Origin of the sequence: Staphylococcus sp. GDY8P85P, assembly GCF_017892405.1 — a bacterium.
GTDB lineage: Bacteria > Bacillota > Bacilli > Staphylococcales > Staphylococcaceae > Staphylococcus > Staphylococcus borealis.
In genome coordinates, this window is the sequence record NZ_JAESLA010000020.1 from 14,583 (window position 1) to 34,573 (window position 19,991).

Below are 19,991 nucleotides of genomic sequence, written 5' to 3' on the forward strand. Positions count from 1 at the left end.
GGACAACGAATTTAAAAGAATTCTGTCCCACTCCCTTACTAGTCTAAGGTTTTAAAATCTTAGACGTATTATTTACGATGTTTCTTTTTATATTTTCTTGCAGCTCTTCTATATTTACGTTGATCTTCAGTTAAGAAGAAGAAATAGTATATTAAATAAATAATGATTGCGATGATTATAAAAGTAAAAATAGTTTTAGCAAATGACATCATAAACGCATTCAGATTTAAGATTAAGCCAATTGCTGCAATAATTAATACTAAATAAAACAATATATTTTTCAAAACAAAAACTCCTATATTTATGAATTATTGGACATGTTAACTTGAGATAGCTTTGTCTTACCTTTATTTAATTTATTAGAATTATTAGTTTCATATCCACTCTTTATATCTTTAAATGCTGATTGTAATTCTTTATTCATTTGTCTAATATTCTTATCTTCATTCTTATTGGCACTTGATAAATCTTTTGTTGAAATCGTGCCTTTATATTTACTATACGCATCATCAATATCGTTTGTTATAGTATTTAATTTTTCAAGATTTTGCTTTTTATCCTCTTTTTTCTTTTTAGTTAAATCTAGTTGATTATAATTACTAATCACTTTAGTAATATCTTGATAATATTTTGAAGAAGCATCTAGAAATTTAGCTTCTTTATTGTTATCAACAGTTTTAGATACATTCTTTTTATCTTTATTAAGAGCTTCAACTTGTGCTTTTTGATTACTAATATCTTGATTTAGCTGTTGGATATCTAACTTCAAGTTATGGTTTTCATCTCTTAATTTGGTTGTCTTGTCTTCCAAAGGTCCTAAATTTTGAGAGCCACAACCAACCAATAAACATGAAGCTCCTAGAATAACGATTAATTTTTTCATTAAAATCTCCCTAAACCAAAATCTCTTTATTTCTAAAATAATTATGCTATTATTTTAATGTAAATAGAGCAAATGTACAAACGTTATACTAGGAGTGATTTGTATGAATAAATTAGCAAAAGTTCAAGAACTACTAAATCATCATCAAATAGATGCTTTAGTTATCTTATCAGATTATAATCGAAGATATTTATCTGATTTTACTGGTACAAGTGGTGCATTAGTTATTTCAAAAGATCGTTATCAATTAATAACAGACTTCCGTTATATTGAACAAGCTACCGAACAGGCTACTCATTTCGAAATTATCAAGCGCAGTGGTGGATTAATTGAAGAAATCGTTGAAATTATCAATCATAACCAATTTAAGTCAATTGGGTTTGAAGGTCACTTAGTAAGTTACGATACTTACCAAACGTTAAATCAATCAAGCGCAAATTTAGTTTCAATTGGTGACGACATTGAAAAAATTAGAGAAGTAAAAACACCTGAGGAAATTGAGAAAATTAAATATGCTGCTAAAATAGTTGATGATACATATAATTATATCTTAGAAATTGCCGAGGCTGGCATGACTGAAAGAACATTAAAGGCGAAATTAGAGAGCAAAATGCTAGAATTAGGTGCAGATGGACCTTCATTCGACACAATTGTAGCATCGGGTTATAGAGGCGCCTTACCACACGGAGTAGCAAGTGATAAAGTTGTTGAACAAGGGGATATGATCACGTTAGACTTTGGTGCATACTACAGAGGATATTGCTCTGATATTACAAGAACATTTGCTATAGGTGAACCTGATCCAAAGATGAAAGACATTTATAATATTGTTCTTGAATCCCAAATAAAAGCCATCAATGAAATTAAAGCTGGCATGACTGTGGCAGAAGCAGACGCTTTATCAAGAGATTATATTGCGTCTCATGGATATGGAGAAGCATTTGGTCATTCACTCGGTCATGGTATTGGATTAGATATACACGAAGGACCATTATTATCTAAAAATGCAAAGGGTACGATTCAAGTAAATAATTGTGTTACTATTGAACCAGGTATTTATGTAGATGGTCTTGGCGGTGTACGTATAGAAGATGATATTTTAATCACTGAAAATGGCTGCGAAGTCTTTACTAAATGTACAAAAGACCTTATTATTTTATAGAAAGCGCATATTTGAGGAGGAAACTGAATGATTTCGGTTAATGATTTTAAAACAGGTTTAACAATTTCTGTAGATAATGGCATTTGGAAAGTTATTGATTTCCAACATGTAAAACCAGGTAAAGGTTCTGCCTTTGTTCGTTCTAAATTACGTAATTTAAGAACAGGTGCAATCCAAGAAAAAACATTTAGAGCTGGAGAAAAAGTTGAACAAGCAATGATTGAAAATCGTCGCATGCAATATTTATATGCAGATGGTGATAATCATGTGTTCATGGATAATGAAACGTTTGATCAAACTGAATTATCAGCAGATTATTTAAAAGATGAATTAAAATTCTTAAAAGCAAACATGGAAGTTCAAATTCAATCATATGAAGGTGAAACAATCGGTGTTGAATTGCCTAAGACCGTTGAATTAGAAGTTACTGAAACTGAACCTGGTATTAAAGGTGATACTGCTACTGGTGCAACTAAATCAGCTACAGTTGAAACTGGTTATACATTAAATGTACCTTTATTTGTTAATGAAGGTGATGTATTAGTAATTAATACTGGTGATGGAAGCTATATTTCAAGAGCTTAATTTATTATGAATGATAACTAGAGTCTTTCTGATTACCAATTAGAAAGACTTTTTTTAATACTCAAATCATGCATACAAAAAATTATAAAATATCAGAGTATCATTTATAATATTCATATAATGATATTAACTATTTGCCATAAAATGACACATGCTTGAATTGGCAAGTTGAGTCAAGTAAAATAGATTAGTAGATGAAAACTAAGTCGAGGAGTCAGTAACTTATGAATTTTAAAGAAATAAAAGAATTAATCGAAATTCTTGATCAATCAAGTTTAACTGAAATTAATATTGAAGATAATAAAGGTAGTGTAGTTAATCTAAAAAAACAAAAAGAAACTGAAATAATTACACCACAATATACACAACAAGCACCTTTAGCACCTGCTGCACCAACAATGTCAACACCAAATCAAAGTGTATCAGATGCACCTGTTGAAGAAAATAAAAGTCAAGATGATGAATCATCATATCAAACGATTAATGCACCAATGGTTGGTACATTTTATAAATCTCCATCACCTGAGGAAGATGCTTATGTTCAAGTTGGTGATAAAGTTACAAATGAATCAACTGTATGTATTTTAGAAGCAATGAAATTATTTAATGAAATTCAAGCAGAAGTTTCTGGAGAAATCGTTGAAATATTAGTAGAAGACGGACAAATGGTAGAGTATGGCCAACCGTTATTTAAGGTGAAATAATGAAAAAAATCTTAATCGCTAACCGTGGAGAAATTGCGGTTAGAATTATCAGAGCTTGCCATGATTTAGGCATACAAACCGTTGCTATTTATTCTGAGGGAGATAAAGACGCATTACATACTCAAATTGCTGATGAAGCATATTGCGTTGGTCCTACTCAGTCTAAAGATTCATATTTAAATATTCCTAATATCTTATCTATAGCAACATCAACAGGGTGTGATGGTATTCATCCGGGTTATGGCTTTTTAGCTGAGAACGGTGACTTTGCAGAACTATGCGAAGCTTGCCAATTGAAATTCATTGGTCCTAGCTATGAATCTATTCAAAAAATGGGTATTAAAGACGTTGCAAAAGCTGAAATGATTGCTGCCAATGTACCAGTTGTGCCAGGAAGCGATGGACTTGTCACATCTATAGAGGATGCTAAACAAATTGCTGAAGAAATCGGCTATCCTGTAATTATAAAAGCGACAGCAGGCGGTGGCGGTAAAGGGATCCGAGTGGCCAGAACAGAGAAAGAACTTGAAAATGGCTATCGAATGACCCAGCAAGAAGCAGAAACTGCTTTCGGTAATGGGGGACTTTATCTTGAAAAATTTATCGAGAACTTCCGCCATATCGAAATTCAAATAATTGGTGATCAATACGGAAATGTAATTCATCTCGGAGAAAGGGATTGCACGATTCAGAGACGTATGCAAAAGTTAGTTGAAGAATCACCATCACCTATATTAACGAATGAACAACGTGAAGAAATGGGAAATGCTGCAATTAGAGCTGCTAAAGCAGTAAATTATGAGAACGCAGGTACAATTGAATTTATTTATGACTTAAATGACAATCAATTTTACTTTATGGAAATGAACACGCGTATCCAAGTTGAACATCCGGTTACTGAAATGGTTACGGGAATAGACTTAGTTAAATTGCAATTAAAAGTTGCGATGGGTGAAACATTACCATATACACAAGATGATATTACTATTAATGGGCATGCGATTGAATATCGTATAAATGCTGAAAATCCATATAAGAATTTCATGCCTTCTCCTGGTAAAATTACCCAATACCTTGCGCCTGGAGGTTATGGTGTGAGAATTGAATCAGCTTGCTATACGAATTATACAATCCCTCCATATTACGATTCTATGGTTGCTAAGTTAATTGTACATGAACCTACTCGTGAAGAAGCGATTATGACTGGAATCAGAGCATTAAGCGAGTATTTAATTTTAGGAATCGATACAACAATTCCGTTCCACTTGAAATTAATGAATAATGATATTTTTAGAAGTGGATCATTTAATACAAATTTCTTAGAGCAATATAATATTATGAATGACAATGAGTAGGAGGTAGTATAAATGGTTAAAGTGGCAGATTATTCAAATTCAAATTTAGGTAAAATTGAAATTGCACCAGAAGTTATCTCTGTAGTTGCAAGTATTGCAGTATCAGAGGTAAACGGTGTTACCGGACATTTTGCAGAATTAAAAAATAGTAATATTGAGAAAATGAGTCGAAAAAATCTCAATAGAAATTTAAAAATAGATGTTAAAGAAGATGGCATTCAAATTGATGTATATTGCTCTATTAAACATGGTATCAATATTTCTAAGTTTGCGAGCAAAATTCAAACATCCATTTTCAACTCAATTAAAACAATGACTGCAATCGAGCCTAAAGAAATTAACGTTCATATCATGCATATCACTGTCGAATAATATAAAGATTACATTAACAAGGAGTTATTTATGAGTCGAAAAGAATCAAGAAAGCAATCATTTCAAACTTTGTTTCAGTTAGAAATGAAAGATACAGAATTAACTATCAATGAAGCAATCAATTTTATTAAAGATGATGAGCCAGATTTAGACTTTGAATTTATACACTGGTTAGTGACTGGTGTAAAAGATCATGAACCGGTTTTAGATGATACGATCAAACCATATCTTAAAGATTGGTCACTTCAACGTTTGCTAAAAACAGACCGTATTATACTACGTATGGCTACATTTGAATTATTACACAGTGATACACCACCAAAAGTAATCATCAATGAAGCTGTAGAATTGGCAAAACAGTTTAGTGACGATGAACATTATAAATTTATTAATGGTGTGCTAAGTAAAATAAAATAATTAATTTGAGTGATGACTATGTCTGAATACTTAAGTGTAACAACATTAACAAAATATATTAAATACAAATTTGACCAAGACCCACATTTACAGTCTATTTTGCTTAAAGGCGAACTATCTAACTTTAAAAGGCATTCTAGCGGACACCTTTATTTCAATGTTAAAGATAAAGATAGTGTCATTAGTGCAATGATGTTTAAGGGCAATGCTAGCAAACTTACTTTTGATCCTAAAGAAGGTGACGAAGTTCTCTTAGAAGCACGTGTTTCAGTATATGAGCGACGTGGAAACTATCAAATTTATGTCAATAAGATGGAATTAGATGGTATAGGGAACTTGTATCAAAAGTTAGAACAATTAAAGATAAAATTAAAAAAAGATGGCTATTTTAGTAATGAATATAAAAAGCCTATTCCCCGGTTTCCTAAAAAAATTGCGATTTTAACTGCAAGTACTGGTGCAGCAATTAGGGATATTGTGTCTACAATCAATAGCAGATATCCTTTAGTTGAAAAAATTCAATTAAGTACTTTGGTTCAAGGAACTCAAGCAAAAGAAGATATTATCGAAAAAATAAAACACGCTGACGCACTTGGCGTCGATACCATTATAGTTGGTCGTGGTGGTGGTTCTATAGAAGATTTATGGAACTTTAACGAAGAGGATGTTGTGAAAGCAATCTTTGAATGTCAAACTCCTATTATTTCAGCTGTCGGACATGAAACTGATTTTACATTGAGTGATTTTGTCGCTGATGTAAGGGCAGCAACACCTACTCAAGCTGCGGTCATCGCTACACCCGATCAGTACGAATTGATGCAACAAATTAAACAATATCAATTTTCGCTTTCAAGATATATAAAACAATATCTTGAAAAACAACATAAACAGCTCGACCATTTATCATCGTATTATAAATTTAAACAACCTTCATTATTATATGATCAACAAATTCAACGAAAAGATGATTTAGAAAAGCAATTATCTCAATTAATATCATCTAAAATTGAAAATAAAAAGTATCAAATTAAAGTACTTCGTCAAAATTTTAATTTAAAAGCTTTAAAGCAATCCATTACGCAAAATAATAAACACTTAATGAACATTAATAGTCGATTAACAAACTTAACAAAGAAAAGTATTCAAAATAATCAATTAGAGCTCAAAAATAAAATTGAACTATTAAACAACTTAAGTCCGACTAATACAATGCTAAGAGGCTATACTATTATTAATAAGAACGACCAAGTGATTACAAGTACACAAGACTTAAATGAAAATGATGAAATTACATTAGCAATGAAAGATGGTAGCGTTGATGCTATTGTTAAAAAGGTTAGGTGTGAACATGAGTAAAGATCAACAAAGTTTTGAAGAAATGATGCAAGAATTGGAAAAAATCGTTCAAAAGTTAGATAATGAAACTGTATCTCTTGAAGAATCACTAGAGTTATATCAGCGAGGAATGAAACTTTCAGCCACATGTGATGCAACGCTAAAAGATGCGGAAAATAAAGTTAATCAACTTATTAAAGATGAAGCAGAGGATGAAGATAATGACAAAGATGTCAATGAATGAGTTAATTGAACAAATTAATAGCGCTCTTGACGGTGTAATTAAACCTTCACCATTAAATACCAATCTTGAAGAAAGTATGCAGTATTCACTTAATGCAGGTGGTAAAAGAATAAGACCGTTACTTGTTTTCTTAACGTTGGATGTATTAAATCAAGATTATATCAAAGGTAAACAAACGGCTTTAGCATTGGAAATGATTCACACATATTCTTTAATACATGATGATTTACCTCCTATGGATAATGATGATTATCGTCGTGGAAAATTAACAAATCATAAAGTTTATGGTGAATGGAAGGCTATTTTAGCTGGAGACGCACTTTTAACGAAGGCTTTTGAAATCGTTGCTGACGATGATTTATTAGAACCAGAGGTTAAAGTAAAGGTACTTTCAAGATTAGCTCACAATAGCGGTCACTTAGGTATGGTTGGTGGCCAAACATTAGACATGCAAAGCGAGGATAAACCTGTTGATTTGGAAACCCTTGAACAAATACATAAAGCTAAGACAGGTGCATTATTAAAATTTGCGATATTAAGTGCTACCGATATTGCCAAAGTCGATCAATCGACGTCACAATTACTTGAATCATTTAGCGATCATCTAGGTCTAATGTTCCAGATTAAAGATGATTTACTAGATGTGTATGGTGATGAATCTAAGTTAGGTAAAAAAGTAGGTAGTGATATTGAAAATCACAAAAGCACTTATGTTTCATTATTAGGAAAAAAAGGTGCAGAAGAAAAACTTGATTTTCATAAAAATGCTGCCACTGAATCAATTGAAAAGCTCTCTGAGCAATACGATATTAAGCCTTTACTAGATGTCGTTGATTTATTTTACACTCGTGATCATTAAGTTGAACGAATAAGAACCCTTTAAAGTTATTGTTTTATACATCAGCTTTGAAGGGTGTTTTAATACTTTATTTTAATGACTAGGTGCTCGTTATCATTATTATTAAAAATTTACATAATTATTTATAAATATATACATTTTTTCAAACAAAATCATTCAAAATTAGCGCTATGTCATTAATTTAAACAATTTACGATTATTGAGTTATCAGTTACTTATGCATAATAGCAATAGTAGTAGTAAAAATTATGTTGTGTTAAAATCATTGTATAATTATTCGAAACTAGGAGTGTTCATAATGGCAAAAAAATCAGTGAGACACATAAAAATAAGAGAAATTATCTCAAGCGAAAAGATAGAAACGCAAGACGAACTCGTCAAACGTCTAAATGAATACGACCTTAATGTGACTCAAGCAACAGTATCTCGTGATATTAAAGAATTACAATTAATCAAAGTACCCGCACCGACAGGTCAATATGTTTATAGCTTGCCGAATGATCGAAAATATCATCCACTTGAAAAATTGGGACGTTATCTTATGGACTCATTTGTTAACATTGAAGGAACTGGAAATTTACTAGTCTTAAAAACATTACCAGGTAACGCTCAATCAATAGGTGCTATACTAGACCAAATCGATTGGGACGAAGTGCTCGGTACTATTTGTGGAGATGACACTTGTCTTTTAATTTGTAAAGATGAAGAAGCAAGTAATACAATTAAAACTAGAATTTTCAATTTATTATAAGGATGTGATGAATTCATGTTACAAACCTTATCAATAAAACAATTTGCAATTATTGATGAATTAGAAATTCATTTTTCAGATGGCCTTACAGTACTGAGTGGTGAAACTGGTTCAGGTAAGTCAATCATCATAGATGCTATTGGCCAATTAATTGGGGTGCGTGCTTCATCAGACTATGTTAGACATGGTGAAAAAAAGGCAATTATTGAAGGTATTTTTGACATAGACGAAAGTAAAGATGTCATTCATATCCTTCAGGACCTAGATATAGATATTGATGAAGACTTTTTATTAGTAAAAAGAGAGATTTTTAGTACTGGTAAAAGTATTTGTAGATTAAACAATCAAATCGTAACACTTCAAGATTTACGTAAAGTCATGCAAGAGTTATTAGATATTCATGGTCAACATGAAACTCAAACACTTCTTAAACAAAAGTACCATTTAAAATTATTAGATGACTATGCAGAGGATAAATATTCAACTACAAAAGAACAATATCAAAACGTGTTTAACCAATATAAAAGTAAAACAAAGGAATTAGAAGATCTAGAGTCTGCAGATCAAGCGTTACTTCAACGTTTAGATTTAATGAAATTTCAATATGAAGAACTAGAAGAAGCTTCTTTAAAAGAAGGCGAAATTGAACAATTAGAAGTTGATATTCGTAGAATTCAAAATTCTGAGAAACTAAGCTTAGCGCTTAATAATGCCCATGTTACTTTAACCGATGAACACGCGATTACAGATAGACTTTATGAATTAAGTAATCATTTGCAATCCATTGATGAAATTCTGCCGGATAAATATAGTAAACTTAAAGAGGATATCGACCAATTTTATTATACGCTTGAGGATGCCAAACACGAGATATATGATGAAATGTCGAACAACGAATTTGATGAACAAATGCTCAATGAATTAGAATCCCGAATGAATTTATTAAATAATCTCAAAAGAAAATATGGCAAAGATATCGATGAATTAATGACTTACAAAGACAAACTGCAAAATGAAATTGCTAAAATTGAAAATTATGAGGAAAGTACATCTCAATTACGTGAGGAAATTAATCGATTATATGAAGAAGTCATGTCTCAAGGTAAGTTATTATCTAAGGCGCGTCGTACTGTAGCACGCACATTAAGAGACCATATTGTTTCCGAAATTCAAAATTTACAAATGAAAGATGCTAATTTAGAAATTTCTTTCCAATTATTAGAAAAGCCAACGATTGATGGTATAGAATTCGTTGAGTTCCTAATAAGTCCAAATAAAGGAGAACCACTTAAGAGTTTAAATAAAATTGCCTCTGGTGGTGAGCTATCTCGTATTATGCTCGCTTTAAAAAGTATATTTGTACAATCACGAGGACAAACAGCAATTCTATTTGATGAGGTTGATTCGGGTGTGTCTGGTCAAGCTGCCCAAAAAATGGCTGAAAAAATGAGAGATATCGCAGAATATATCCAAGTCATTTGTATCTCTCACTTACCACAAGTCGCATCAATGAGTGATCATCATTTATTAATAAGCAAAGCTTCCAATGATGACCGTACAACAACTCAAGTTAAAGAATTAAAAGATGATGATAAAATTGATGAAATCGCACGCATGATTTCTGGTGCTAGTGTGACGGAATTAACTAGAGAAAATGCAAAAGAAATGATTAGCCAAAATCAAAGAAAAAAATAGGGTGCGGTACAGCAATTAAAGTAAATCGTTGTCCCGCCCCAGCATGCTTAGCTTGTAGAATTTTTTGATAAAATTCTCTTTGCTTGGCAACACATAGGTAAGAATGACTAGGTTTGAAAAAAAGCTTGATTTAAGCGCATTTTCAAACGAGTCGGCTACTGCTAAAATAATAAATTAGGTTGAGACTTATATTTTGTCCCAACCTCTTAGGTAATTTATTAGTTTTATTACTATTAAATTTTGATGTAAAATGTATAATAAATCACTGATTTAAATAGATTAATTTTTATGAGCTATGCTCATTGCGTTATAAATGACATAAGACATTTAAAATCTATTTATATTGAGTATTGTTGCATCATACTATTGATAAATAAATTGTAAATGCGTTAGGAGTAAAAAAATGAGCGAAAAGCAATATGACCTAGTCGTTTTAGGTGGAGGAACCGCTGGATATGTGGCGGCCATACGAGCATCTCAACTGGGTAAAAAGGTAGCTATTGTAGAGAAATCATTATTAGGTGGAACTTGTTTACATAAAGGGTGTATCCCTACAAAAGCATTATTAAAATCTGCTGAAGTATTAAGAACGGTGAAAGAATCCGCTGACTTTGGGGTGAATATAGACCATTTTTCATTTGACTTAAAAACTATGATGGAACGTAAAAACACTATTGTTAGCCAAATGCATCATGGTATAGATAGTTTAATGCAAAAAAATCACATTGATGTTTTTAATGGTACTGGAAGAATAATGGGTACATCTATTTTTTCACCACAAAGTGGTACAATCTCAGTTGAATACGAAGATGGTGAATCTGATCTTTTACCTAATCAATATGTCTTAATTGCTACAGGATCATACCCAACACAATTACCATTTTTACCTTTCAATCATGAAACAGTATTATCTAGCAGTGACATGCTTGAACTCACTGATTTACCCTCAAAGATAGCAATCATAGGCGGTGGCGTGATTGGACTTGAATTCGCTTCTTTATTAATAGACTTAGGTGTAGAGGTTAGTGTAATTGAGGCTGGAGAACGAATTCTACCTGCTGAAAGTGCTCAAATTGCAAAATTTCTTAAAACCGCTCTTAGCGAAAGAGGCGTTGCATTTTATGAAAATTGTGCCTTGAGTGATGCATCAGTAACCGTTAATGCTAATTCCGTAACCATTCAAGTCAATGAGGAAAAAACATTAGAATTAGACAAAGTATTAGTAGCGATTGGACGTACTCCTAATACCAATGATATTGGGTTAAATAATACTAAAATTCAAACAGATCAATTAGGTAACATTTTAGTTAATGAATGCTTACAAACAGAAGATAAACATATCTATGCTGCTGGTGATTGTATAGGCAAATTACAATTAGCTCATGTGTCTTCAAAAGAAGGCATTTTAGCTGTCGAACATATGTTTAATGGATCTAGCTTACCTTTAAACTATAATAAAATGCCAAAATGTATATATACACATCCTGAAGTTGCTTCCATTGGTTATAATAAGGAGTCTGCCAAAGCGCAAAATATTAAATCTAAATCATTTAAAGTGGGATTTAATGCAATAGGTAAAGCTGTGATAGAGACTAATGCTAAGGATAAAGGCTTTTGCGAAATGGTTATTGATCAAGAAACAAATGAAATTATCGGTATTAGCATGATAGGACCACAGGTTACTGAATTAATCAATGAAGCGTCATTATTACAATTTATGAATGGCTCAGCAATTGAATTAGGTCTGACAACACATGCACATCCTTCAATATCTGAAGTATTAATGGAATTGGGATTGAAAGTAGAAAATAGAGCGATACATGTTTAATAGGAGGAATATTTAAAATGATTGATTATAAATCTGTCGGACTCTCAGAAGATGACCTCAAAGAAATCTATAAATGGATGGATTTAGGCAGAAAAGTAGATGAACGATTATGGTTACTAAACCGTGCGGGTAAAATTCCCTTTGTCGTAAGTGGACAAGGTCAGGAAGCCACTCAAATAGGAATGGCTTATGCTATGAAAGAAGGAGATATTTCATCTCCATATTATAGAGATTTAGCATTTGTAACTTATATGGGTATTTCTCCTTATGATACAATGCTAGCTTCATTCGGTAAAAAGGATGATATTAATTCTGGTGGCAAGCAGATGCCATCTCACTTCAGTCATCGTGAAAAAGGTATATTATCTCAAAGTTCTCCTGTTGCAACTCAAATACCGCATTCAGTAGGTGCTGCTTTAGCTTTGAAAATGGATAAAAAACCTAATATCGCTACAGCCACTGTAGGTGAAGGAAGTTCAAATCAAGGAGATTTTCACGAAGGTTTAAACTTTGCAGGTGTACACAAACTACCTTTTGTTTGCGTCATTATTAATAATAAATACGCGATATCAGTTCCAAATTCACTACAATATGCCGCCGAAAAACTTTCTGATAGAGCTTTAGGCTATGGTATCCACGGTGAAACTGTAGATGGTAACGATCCTATTGCTATGTATAAAGCAATGAAAGAAGCTAGAACGCGTGCATTAAATGGTGAAGGTGCTACCTTAATTGAGGCCGTTACAAATCGTATGACACCACATTCATCAGATGATGATGATACATATCGTACTAAAGAAGAACGAGAAGCTTTAAAAACGTATGATTGCAATCTTAAATTTAAAGATTATTTACTCGAACAAGGTATCATCGATCAAGCATGGTTAGATCAGTTAGAGCAAGCACATAAAGAAATTATTACCAAAGCCACAAAAGACGCAGAACAAGCGCCATATCCATCTGTAGATGAAACATATCAATTTGTGTATGATCCAGAAGGAGGTATTGGCAATGAGTAAAATGACTTATATTGAAGCGATACAACAAGCACAAGATTTAGCCATGGAACAAGATAACAATGTATTTATACTTGGTGAAGATGTTGGGAAGAAAGGTGGCGTATTTGGCGCTACACGTGGTTTACAAGAAAAATACGGTGTTGAAAGAGTAATTGATACCCCGTTAGCCGAATCTAATATCGTTGGTACTGCTATTGGCGCTGCAATGATTGGCAAACGACCAATTGCAGAAATTCAATTTGCAGATTTTATCTTACCAGCAGTTAATCAAATTATAAGTGAAGCAGCAAAAATGCGTTATCGTTCAAATAATGACTGGCAATGCCCGATTACAATAAGAGCACCTTTTGGTGGTGGTGTTCATGGTGGTTTATACCATTCTCAAAGTATCGAAAGTATTTTTGCTTCTACACCTGGGCTTACAATCGTCATTCCTTCATCACCTTATGATGCTAAAGGGTTATTGTTATCTTCTATTGAATCTAATGATCCAGTACTATTTTTTGAACATAAAAAGGCCTATCGTTTCTTAAAAGAAGAAGTACCAGAAGAATATTATACTGTTCCTCTTGGAAAAGCTGATGTTAAACGAGAAGGCAACGATATTACAGTATTTACATATGGATTATGTGTAAATTATTGTATGCAAGCTGCTGATATTTTAGCCGCTGATGGTATCAGTGTAGAAATTGTCGATTTAAGAACAGTTTACCCTTTAGATAAAAAGACAATTATTGAACGCGCCAAAATCAATGGCAAGATTTTACTCGTAACTGAAGATAATCTTGAAGGTAGTATCATGTCAGAAGTTTCGGCAATTATTGCTGAAAACTGTTTATTTGAACTTGATGCACCGATTATGAGGTTAGCTGGACCAGATGTACCTTCAATGCCATTTTCTCCGAATTTAGAAAATGAAGTTATGATGAATCCTGATAAAATCTTAGAAAAAATGAGAGAACTTGCACAATTTTAAGGAGGCAAAATTATGGATGTTAAAATGCCTAAACTAGGCGAAAGTGTTCATGAAGGTACAATCGAGCAATGGCTAATTTCTGTAGGAGACTATGTAGACGAATATGAACCCTTATGTGAAGTCGTTACTGATAAAGTAACCGCTGAGGTACCTTCAACGGTTTCTGGTACTATTACTGAAATCTTAGTTTCTGAAGGAGAAACAGTTCAAATAGATCATGTTATATGTAAAATTGAATCTTCTGAGTCAAATCAATCAACGAACACGCATAATAATAAACAAGGAACAGATGATAATAAGAATGAAACAACTGTTAATACAAACAATATGGATGTCTTAACTGATAAAACGCCAAAATCAGACTCAAGTGTTCACACTGATCAGAACGTTCGTCAAAATGAACAATCAAATACAGAATCAGCATCGTCACCACTAAATAATGGTCGCTATTCTCCTGTCGTATTTAAAATTGCTTCTGAAAATAATGTTGATTTATCACGTGTGCGTGGCACAGGTTTCGAAGGAAGAGTAACTAAAAAAGATATTGAAGCTTATGTGCATTCTGAGAAACAAAATTCTAAACTTAATAACAAAGCAGAGCCATCTTTTGAAAATCAAGTGGCCAGCACTGATTCAAATCACACGCAATCAGGTCAGTCTATTCCAGTAAAAGGCGTACGAAAAGCAATTGCCCAAAACATGGTAACAAGTGTTACTGAAATTCCACATGGATGGATGATGGTTGAAGTTGATGCAACTAACTTGGTTAAAACGAGAAACCATCATAAAAACACTTTCAAAGAGAATGAAGGATATAATTTAACCTTCTTTGCATTCTTTGTAAAAGCAGTTGCAGAAGCGCTCAAATCAAACCCACTCTTAAACAGCAGTTGGGACGGTGAGGAAATTATCATTCATAAAGACATTAATATTTCGATTGCAGTTGCAGATGAAGATAAATTATATGTTCCAGTTATCAAACATGCTGATGAAAAATCTATTAAAGGCATTGCTAGAGAAATCAATGAATTAGCACGAAAAGCTAGAAATAAACAATTAACTCAAGAGGACATGTCAGGTGGAACGTTTACGGTTAATAATACTGGTACATTCGGTTCTGTTTCGTCAATGGGTATTATTAATCATCCACAAGCTGCAATATTACAAGTAGAATCAATTGTAAAAAAACCTGTCGTGATTGATGACATGATAGCAATTAGAAGCATGGTAAATTTATGCATTTCGATTGATCACCGTATATTAGATGGTGTCCAAACAGGTCGCTTCATGTCGCAAGTAAAACAACGAATTGAGCAATTTACAGTTGAAAATACAAGTATTTATTAGTATGTAATAAGATGGCATAGCCTTGGACAACCTATTTGAACTCTATCGTTTAAATTAGTAGAATAACATTGAATAAATAAAAGATTGAAAGGTGATTCAAAATGGATTTAAATTTTGATTTATATATGAATGGTGTGGTTGAACAAGCTCGTAACGAAATTGAAAGTGCAGGATACGAGCAATTAACATCAGCAGAAGACGTTGATAAAGTATTACAACAAAATGGTACATCATTAGTAATGGTTAATTCTGTATGTGGGTGTGCAGGTGGAATTGCGCGTCCAGCAGCATCACATGCATTACATTATGATAAGTTACCAGATCGATTAGTTACTGTATTTGCTGGTCAAGATAAAGAAGCTACGCAACAGGCTAGAGATTACTTTGAAGGATATGCACCTTCAAGCCCATCTTTTGCTCTAATTAAAGATGGTAAAATTACCGAAATGATCGAACGTCATCAAATAGAAGGCCATGATGTAATGGATGTTATTAATCAATTACAAAGCCTATTTGATAAGTATTGCGACGAAAGATAAGAGGATTTACCGATGCTAAAGTTAAATCCGTATAAGATTGGATTTAGAACACTTAAAACTGCGGTAGGTATAACGCTAGGTGTCATTTTAGCCAAATGGATAGGACTTGATAATTATGCATCAAGTGCTATCCTCATTGTATTGTGTATCAAACATACAAAAGTTCATTCAGTACAAGCTATCGTATCACGATTTGTATCTTGTATTTTAATTCTACTATTCGGTTCACTTGTATTTAGCCTACTAGGTCAGAGTGCACTTGTTCTAGGATTAATTGTTTTATTATTTATTCCTATAACTGTCATGCTCAAGGTTCAAGAGGGTGTCGTAACGAGTTGCGTCATATTACTACATGTTTTTAATGCAACAACGATTAATTTACATTTAATTATCAACGAACTACTCTTATTAACTATTGGGCTAGGAATTGCATTCATCATGAATTTAATTATGCCGAGTTTAGATAAAACACTCGTTTCTTTCAAGAAAGAAATTGAAAAAGGATTCAAAGACATATTTATGGCATATAGTGAAGCGTGCTCGGATTATAGTAATGATTTGTCTTTATCTTTCGAGAAACTTCAGTTGGATATTCGTAAAGCGAAATCTATTGCATTTAGAGATGTTAAAAATCATTTTATTCGAAATGAAAACTCTTATTATCACTACTTTGATATGAGACAAGAACAACTTGAATTACTTCGTAGAATTAAACCTTTATTAAATCAAGTTACTGTCGACGATCCTCTATTGGCAGATGTATCACATTTAATGACAGAAATTGGTAATAATGTAAATAGTAACGACTATACTGCACTTCGTTTACATTCATTATATGAAATCCGTTTGTCATTAGATGAATTACCACTTCCTAAATCTCATCAATCTTTAAAATCACGTTCAAGTATGATGCAAATATTAAATGAGTTAGAAGAGTATCTAAATATTAAATCTCAGTTTGGTTCATTAAGATTGCATAATGAATTATAATAAGTTATTAAATAGAAAAGAGGCTAAGACGAGATGTTCGTCTTAGCCTCTTTTCTTTAAAGATTAATGCATCAATGGCACTAAACTTGTGAGTAGTAATGCTGCTATAATAGCGACTAACATTACAATAATTATAATTCTTAGTACTTTATTATTCACTATTTGACGCTCCTTATTAAAGTACTTAGTAACATGTACTTTACCAAATATATAAATTAACCATAAATGATTTTAATACAAATGGCAATCAATTTATTTTTGATATTGTAGAAAGTTAGTTAAAATAGAAATCAAATAAGAAAGGGGTTTTATCACAATGATAAACAGTCAACGATTACTTGAAACATTTCTAGAATTAGTAAAAATAAATTCTGAAACAGGTCATGAGGAAGTCATCCAACCCATTCTAAAAAAGAAATTTGAAGAATTAGGTTTACATGTTGCTGAAGACAGAGCTTCAGAAAAGTCATGGTTAGGTGCTAATAATCTTATATGTACATTGCCCGCAACAAGTGATAACCAAGATGTAGCTAAAATTTATTTCACTAGCCATATGGATACCGTAGTGCCAGGGTTAAATATTCAACCTCAAATTAATGATGATAGCTATATATACTCAGATGGAACAACCATCTTAGGTGCGGATGACAAAGCAGGATTAGCAGCAATTATTGAGACAATACAGTATCTTAATGACAATAAAATACCACATGGTCAAATTCAATTCATAATTACTGTTGGTGAAGAGTCAGGTCTTAAAGGTGCGAAAGAATTAGATAAATCACTCATAGACGCTGAATTTGGTTATGCTGTCGATGCTAGTCAACCTGTTGGTACAACAGTCGTAGGTGCACCAACTCAAATGGTCATCAATTCGACTATTTTAGGTAAAACTGCTCATGCTAGTACGCCTTCAGAAGGGATTAGTGCAATTAATATTGCCGCAAAAGCAATAAGTCGTATGAAATTAGGTCAAATTGATCAATATACAACTGCAAATATAGGTAAATTTCACGGTGGTTCTGCAACTAATATTGTTGCAGATGAAGTCGTGCTAGAAGCTGAAGCACGTTCTCATAATAATCAAAGTATTGAGCAACAAGTAGCACATATGAAAGAAATATTTGAGTCAACTGCGCAAGAATTTGGTGGAGAAGCCAAAGTAATGATTGAGAAAAGCTATCCTGGCTTTAAATTAAATGATGAAGATAAAGTTACGCAATATGCTATAAATAGTGCGAAAGAATTAGGATTAGCTGGTGATACTGTTATTGCTGGAGGTGGCTCAGATGGTAGTATTATTAATACATTTGGAATCCCTACAGTCATTTTAGGTGTGGGCTATGAACACATTCACACTACATCAGAACGCATTTCAATTAAGTCTCTCAACGACTTAGCAACACAAATTGTCAAAATTATTGAATTAGTAGCTAAATCGTAATTTAGTTTAGTGAAGTACATTCTAGTTTTATGATACAATACTATTGAAAAATTGAATGAGAGAGGTAAGTAATATGACTCAACAAATAGGTGTAGTAGGTTTAGCTGTAATGGGAAAAAACCTGGCTTGGAATATCGAATCACGTGGTTATAGTGTATCTGTATTCAACCGTTCAAGTGAAAAAACAGATGAGATGGTGAATGAATCTAAAGGTAAACAAATCCACCCAACATATTCTTTGGAAGAATTTGTGAATTCATTAGAAAAACCACGTAAAATTTTATTAATGGTCAAAGCTGGTCCTGCAACAGATGCAACAATTGACAATTTACTGCCATTATTAGATGATGATGACATTTTAATTGATGGTGGTAACACTAATTATCAAGATACAATCCGTCGAAATAAAGCCTTAGCTGAAAGTGGTATTAACTTTATCGGTATGGGCGTATCTGGTGGTGAAGTAGGTGCCCTTACTGGCCCTTCATTAATGCCAGGCGGTCAAGAAGCAGCTTACAATAAAGTAAGTGATATATTAGATGCTATAGCTGCAAAAGCTAAAGATGGTGCATCATGTGTAGAATATATAGGACCAAATGGCGCAGGTCACTATGTTAAAATGGTTCACAATGGTATTGAATATGCAGATATGCAACTTATCGCAGAAAGTTATGCAATGATGAAAGATTTATTAGGCATGTCACATGAAGACATCTCTAGAACGTTTAAAGAATGGAATGCCGGTGAGTTAGAAAGTTATTTAATTGAAATCACAGGTGATATCTTTACTAAATTAGACGATGACAATGAAGCACTTGTTGAAAAAATCTTAGATACTGCAGGTCAAAAAGGTACAGGTAAATGGACTTCTATCAATGCTTTAGAATTAGGTATTCCTTTAACAATTATTACTGAATCTGTATTTGCACGTTTCATTTCATCAATTAAACAAGAACGTGTGAATGCATCTAAAGAATTAAATGGCCCTAAAGCAGAATTTACTGGTGATAAAGAAGCGTTCTTAGAAAAAATCCGTAAAGCTTTATATATGAGTAAAATTTGTTCATACGCACAAGGATTTGCGCAAATGCGTAAAGCTAGCGAAGAAAATGAATGGAATTTAAAATTGGGCGATTTAGCAATGATATGGCGTGAGGGTTGTATTATTCGTGCTCAATTCTTACAAAAAATTAAAGACGCTTATGATAATAACTCAGAATTACAAAACCTTTTATTAGATCCTTATTTCAAAGGTATTGTCACAGAATATCAAGATGCGTTGAGAGACGTAGTGGCAACAGGTGTGCGTAACGGTGTACCAACACCCGGCTTCTCTGCCAGCGTAAACTACTATGATAGTTATCGTTCTGAAGATTTACCAGCAAACTTAATTCAAGCCCAACGTGACTATTTCGGTGCACATACGTATGAACGTAAAGATAAAGAAGGTATCTTCCATACACAATGGGTTGAGGAATAACCACTA

22 protein-coding genes are annotated in these 19,991 nt (G+C 32.8%); 19 read left to right on the top strand and 3 right to left on the bottom strand.

Annotated elements, in window-relative coordinates:
• Positions 1-68 precede the first annotated feature (68 nt).
• Together KA828_RS04855 and KA828_RS04860 are read right to left on the bottom strand one after the other, a co-directional pair.
• On the bottom strand, positions 69-284 hold the full coding sequence (locus tag KA828_RS04855; protein ID WP_053029487.1) for an SA1362 family protein: 216 nt from the start codon (positions 282-284) through the stop codon (positions 69-71).
• 17 nt (positions 285-301) lie between these two features.
• A complete protein-coding gene (locus tag KA828_RS04860; protein ID WP_053029486.1) occupies positions 302-883 on the bottom strand; it encodes a putative periplasmic lipoprotein in 582 nt (193 codons plus the stop codon).
• 103 nt (positions 884-986) lie between these two features.
• Between KA828_RS04860 and KA828_RS04865 the strand changes: the two genes are divergently transcribed.
• From KA828_RS04865 to KA828_RS04945, 17 genes are all read left to right on the top strand, one after another.
• A complete protein-coding gene (locus tag KA828_RS04865; protein ID WP_210125555.1) occupies positions 987-2,045 on the top strand; it encodes a M24 family metallopeptidase in 1,059 nt (352 codons plus the stop codon).
• A 27-nt stretch (positions 2,046-2,072) separates the two neighbouring features.
• A complete protein-coding gene (gene efp / locus KA828_RS04870) occupies positions 2,073-2,630 on the top strand; it encodes an elongation factor P (protein ID WP_053029484.1) in 558 nt (185 codons plus the stop codon).
• Between the two features lie 224 nt (positions 2,631-2,854).
• On the top strand, positions 2,855-3,334 hold the full coding sequence (gene accB, locus KA828_RS04875) for an acetyl-CoA carboxylase biotin carboxyl carrier protein (RefSeq protein ID WP_210125557.1): 480 nt from the start codon (positions 2,855-2,857) through the stop codon (positions 3,332-3,334).
• Positions 3,334-4,689, top strand: a complete 1,356-nt coding sequence (gene accC, locus KA828_RS04880; RefSeq protein WP_053029482.1) for an acetyl-CoA carboxylase biotin carboxylase subunit — start codon at positions 3,334-3,336, stop codon at positions 4,687-4,689. The genes accB and accC overlap by 1 nt, the downstream gene beginning before the upstream one ends.
• A gap of 12 nt (positions 4,690-4,701) precedes the next feature.
• Complete coding sequence (locus KA828_RS04885) at positions 4,702-5,061, top strand: Asp23/Gls24 family envelope stress response protein (RefSeq protein ID WP_053029481.1); 360 nt, start codon at positions 4,702-4,704, stop codon at positions 5,059-5,061.
• Positions 5,062-5,091: 30 nt separating this feature from the next.
• Complete coding sequence (nusB, locus tag KA828_RS04890) at positions 5,092-5,478, top strand: transcription antitermination factor NusB (RefSeq protein ID WP_210125559.1); 387 nt, start codon at positions 5,092-5,094, stop codon at positions 5,476-5,478.
• Positions 5,479-5,496: 18 nt separating this feature from the next.
• A complete protein-coding gene (gene xseA / locus KA828_RS04895; protein WP_210125561.1) occupies positions 5,497-6,834 on the top strand; it encodes an exodeoxyribonuclease VII large subunit in 1,338 nt (445 codons plus the stop codon).
• Positions 6,827-7,057 carry an exodeoxyribonuclease VII small subunit gene (locus tag KA828_RS04900; RefSeq protein ID WP_053029478.1) on the top strand — a complete coding sequence of 77 codons (231 nt, stop codon included), beginning with the start codon at positions 6,827-6,829 and terminating at the stop codon, positions 7,055-7,057. Before xseA ends, KA828_RS04900 begins: the two co-directional genes overlap by 8 nt.
• Positions 7,035-7,916, top strand: coding sequence for a polyprenyl synthetase family protein (locus tag KA828_RS04905; protein WP_210125563.1), 882 nt, complete (start codon positions 7,035-7,037; stop codon positions 7,914-7,916). Before KA828_RS04900 ends, KA828_RS04905 begins: the two co-directional genes overlap by 23 nt.
• Before the next feature lie 298 nt (positions 7,917-8,214).
• Positions 8,215-8,667, top strand: coding sequence for a transcriptional regulator AhrC/ArgR (gene ahrC / locus KA828_RS04910; protein ID WP_053029476.1), 453 nt, complete (start codon positions 8,215-8,217; stop codon positions 8,665-8,667).
• A 15-nt stretch (positions 8,668-8,682) separates the two neighbouring features.
• The gene (gene recN / locus KA828_RS04915; protein WP_075109089.1) at positions 8,683-10,362 is read left to right on the top strand and encodes a DNA repair protein RecN; all 1,680 of its coding nucleotides are present in this window, start codon (positions 8,683-8,685) and stop codon (positions 10,360-10,362) included.
• A gap of 403 nt (positions 10,363-10,765) precedes the next feature.
• Positions 10,766-12,190, top strand: a complete 1,425-nt coding sequence (gene lpdA / locus KA828_RS04920; protein ID WP_210125565.1) for a dihydrolipoyl dehydrogenase — start codon at positions 10,766-10,768, stop codon at positions 12,188-12,190.
• A 17-nt stretch (positions 12,191-12,207) separates the two neighbouring features.
• Complete coding sequence (locus KA828_RS04925) at positions 12,208-13,209, top strand: thiamine pyrophosphate-dependent dehydrogenase E1 component subunit alpha (protein ID WP_070854983.1); 1,002 nt, start codon at positions 12,208-12,210, stop codon at positions 13,207-13,209.
• A complete protein-coding gene (locus KA828_RS04930; protein WP_210125567.1) occupies positions 13,202-14,185 on the top strand; it encodes an alpha-ketoacid dehydrogenase subunit beta in 984 nt (327 codons plus the stop codon). Before KA828_RS04925 ends, KA828_RS04930 begins: the two co-directional genes overlap by 8 nt.
• Positions 14,186-14,197: 12 nt before the next feature.
• Entirely contained in the window at positions 14,198-15,532 is a 1,335-nt protein-coding gene (locus KA828_RS04935; protein WP_210125569.1) for a dihydrolipoamide acetyltransferase family protein, read from the top strand.
• A gap of 101 nt (positions 15,533-15,633) precedes the next feature.
• Positions 15,634-16,071 (top strand): bacilliredoxin BrxB, encoded by a 438-nt coding sequence (brxB, locus tag KA828_RS04940; RefSeq protein ID WP_070854986.1) that lies wholly within the window; start codon positions 15,634-15,636, stop codon positions 16,069-16,071.
• Positions 16,072-16,083: 12 nt separating this feature from the next.
• Positions 16,084-17,061, top strand: coding sequence for an aromatic acid exporter family protein (locus KA828_RS04945; RefSeq protein WP_053029469.1), 978 nt, complete (start codon positions 16,084-16,086; stop codon positions 17,059-17,061).
• Between the two features lie 63 nt (positions 17,062-17,124).
• Here the strand turns inward: KA828_RS04945 and prli42 are convergent, their stop codons facing one another.
• Complete coding sequence (prli42, locus tag KA828_RS04950) at positions 17,125-17,220, bottom strand: stressosome-associated protein Prli42 (RefSeq protein WP_154392014.1); 96 nt, start codon at positions 17,218-17,220, stop codon at positions 17,125-17,127.
• Between the two features lie 157 nt (positions 17,221-17,377).
• Here prli42 and KA828_RS04955 point away from each other — a divergent pair, with 157 nt between their 5' ends.
• On the top strand, positions 17,378-18,505 hold the full coding sequence (locus tag KA828_RS04955; protein ID WP_210125571.1) for a M20/M25/M40 family metallo-hydrolase: 1,128 nt from the start codon (positions 17,378-17,380) through the stop codon (positions 18,503-18,505).
• A gap of 73 nt (positions 18,506-18,578) precedes the next feature.
• Positions 18,579-19,985: an NADP-dependent phosphogluconate dehydrogenase gene (gndA, locus tag KA828_RS04960; RefSeq protein WP_210125573.1), complete on the top strand. Its 1,407-nt coding sequence runs from the start codon at positions 18,579-18,581 to the stop codon at positions 19,983-19,985.
• Positions 19,986-19,991: the final 6 nt, after the last annotated feature.

Bases quoted from the DNA above. Each gene is read 5' to 3' on its own strand.
- nusB (WP_210125559.1), top strand. From the start codon at position 5,092: ATGAGTCGAAAAGAATCAAGAAAGCAATCATTTCAAACTTTGTTTCAG.
- gndA (WP_210125573.1), top strand. From the start codon at position 18,579: ATGACTCAACAAATAGGTGTAGTAGGTTTAGCTGTAATGGGAAAAAAC.
- ahrC (WP_053029476.1), top strand. From the start codon at position 8,215: ATGGCAAAAAAATCAGTGAGACACATAAAAATAAGAGAAATTATCTCA.
- KA828_RS04925 (WP_070854983.1), top strand. From the start codon at position 12,208: ATGATTGATTATAAATCTGTCGGACTCTCAGAAGATGACCTCAAAGAA.
- KA828_RS04905 (WP_210125563.1), top strand. From the start codon at position 7,035: ATGACAAAGATGTCAATGAATGAGTTAATTGAACAAATTAATAGCGCT.
- accC (WP_053029482.1), top strand. From the start codon at position 3,334: ATGAAAAAAATCTTAATCGCTAACCGTGGAGAAATTGCGGTTAGAATT.
- KA828_RS04860 (WP_053029486.1), bottom strand. From the start codon at position 883: ATGAAAAAATTAATCGTTATTCTAGGAGCTTCATGTTTATTGGTTGGT.
- KA828_RS04900 (WP_053029478.1), top strand. From the start codon at position 6,827: ATGAGTAAAGATCAACAAAGTTTTGAAGAAATGATGCAAGAATTGGAA.
- KA828_RS04930 (WP_210125567.1), top strand. From the start codon at position 13,202: ATGAGTAAAATGACTTATATTGAAGCGATACAACAAGCACAAGATTTA.
- recN (WP_075109089.1), top strand. From the start codon at position 8,683: ATGTTACAAACCTTATCAATAAAACAATTTGCAATTATTGATGAATTA.
- KA828_RS04935 (WP_210125569.1), top strand. From the start codon at position 14,198: ATGGATGTTAAAATGCCTAAACTAGGCGAAAGTGTTCATGAAGGTACA.
- efp (WP_053029484.1), top strand. From the start codon at position 2,073: ATGATTTCGGTTAATGATTTTAAAACAGGTTTAACAATTTCTGTAGAT.
- accB (WP_210125557.1), top strand. From the start codon at position 2,855: ATGAATTTTAAAGAAATAAAAGAATTAATCGAAATTCTTGATCAATCA.
- xseA (WP_210125561.1), top strand. From the start codon at position 5,497: ATGTCTGAATACTTAAGTGTAACAACATTAACAAAATATATTAAATAC.
- KA828_RS04955 (WP_210125571.1), top strand. From the start codon at position 17,378: ATGATAAACAGTCAACGATTACTTGAAACATTTCTAGAATTAGTAAAA.
- KA828_RS04865 (WP_210125555.1), top strand. From the start codon at position 987: ATGAATAAATTAGCAAAAGTTCAAGAACTACTAAATCATCATCAAATA.
- KA828_RS04885 (WP_053029481.1), top strand. From the start codon at position 4,702: ATGGTTAAAGTGGCAGATTATTCAAATTCAAATTTAGGTAAAATTGAA.
- KA828_RS04945 (WP_053029469.1), top strand. From the start codon at position 16,084: ATGCTAAAGTTAAATCCGTATAAGATTGGATTTAGAACACTTAAAACT.
- brxB (WP_070854986.1), top strand. From the start codon at position 15,634: ATGGATTTAAATTTTGATTTATATATGAATGGTGTGGTTGAACAAGCT.
- lpdA (WP_210125565.1), top strand. From the start codon at position 10,766: ATGAGCGAAAAGCAATATGACCTAGTCGTTTTAGGTGGAGGAACCGCT.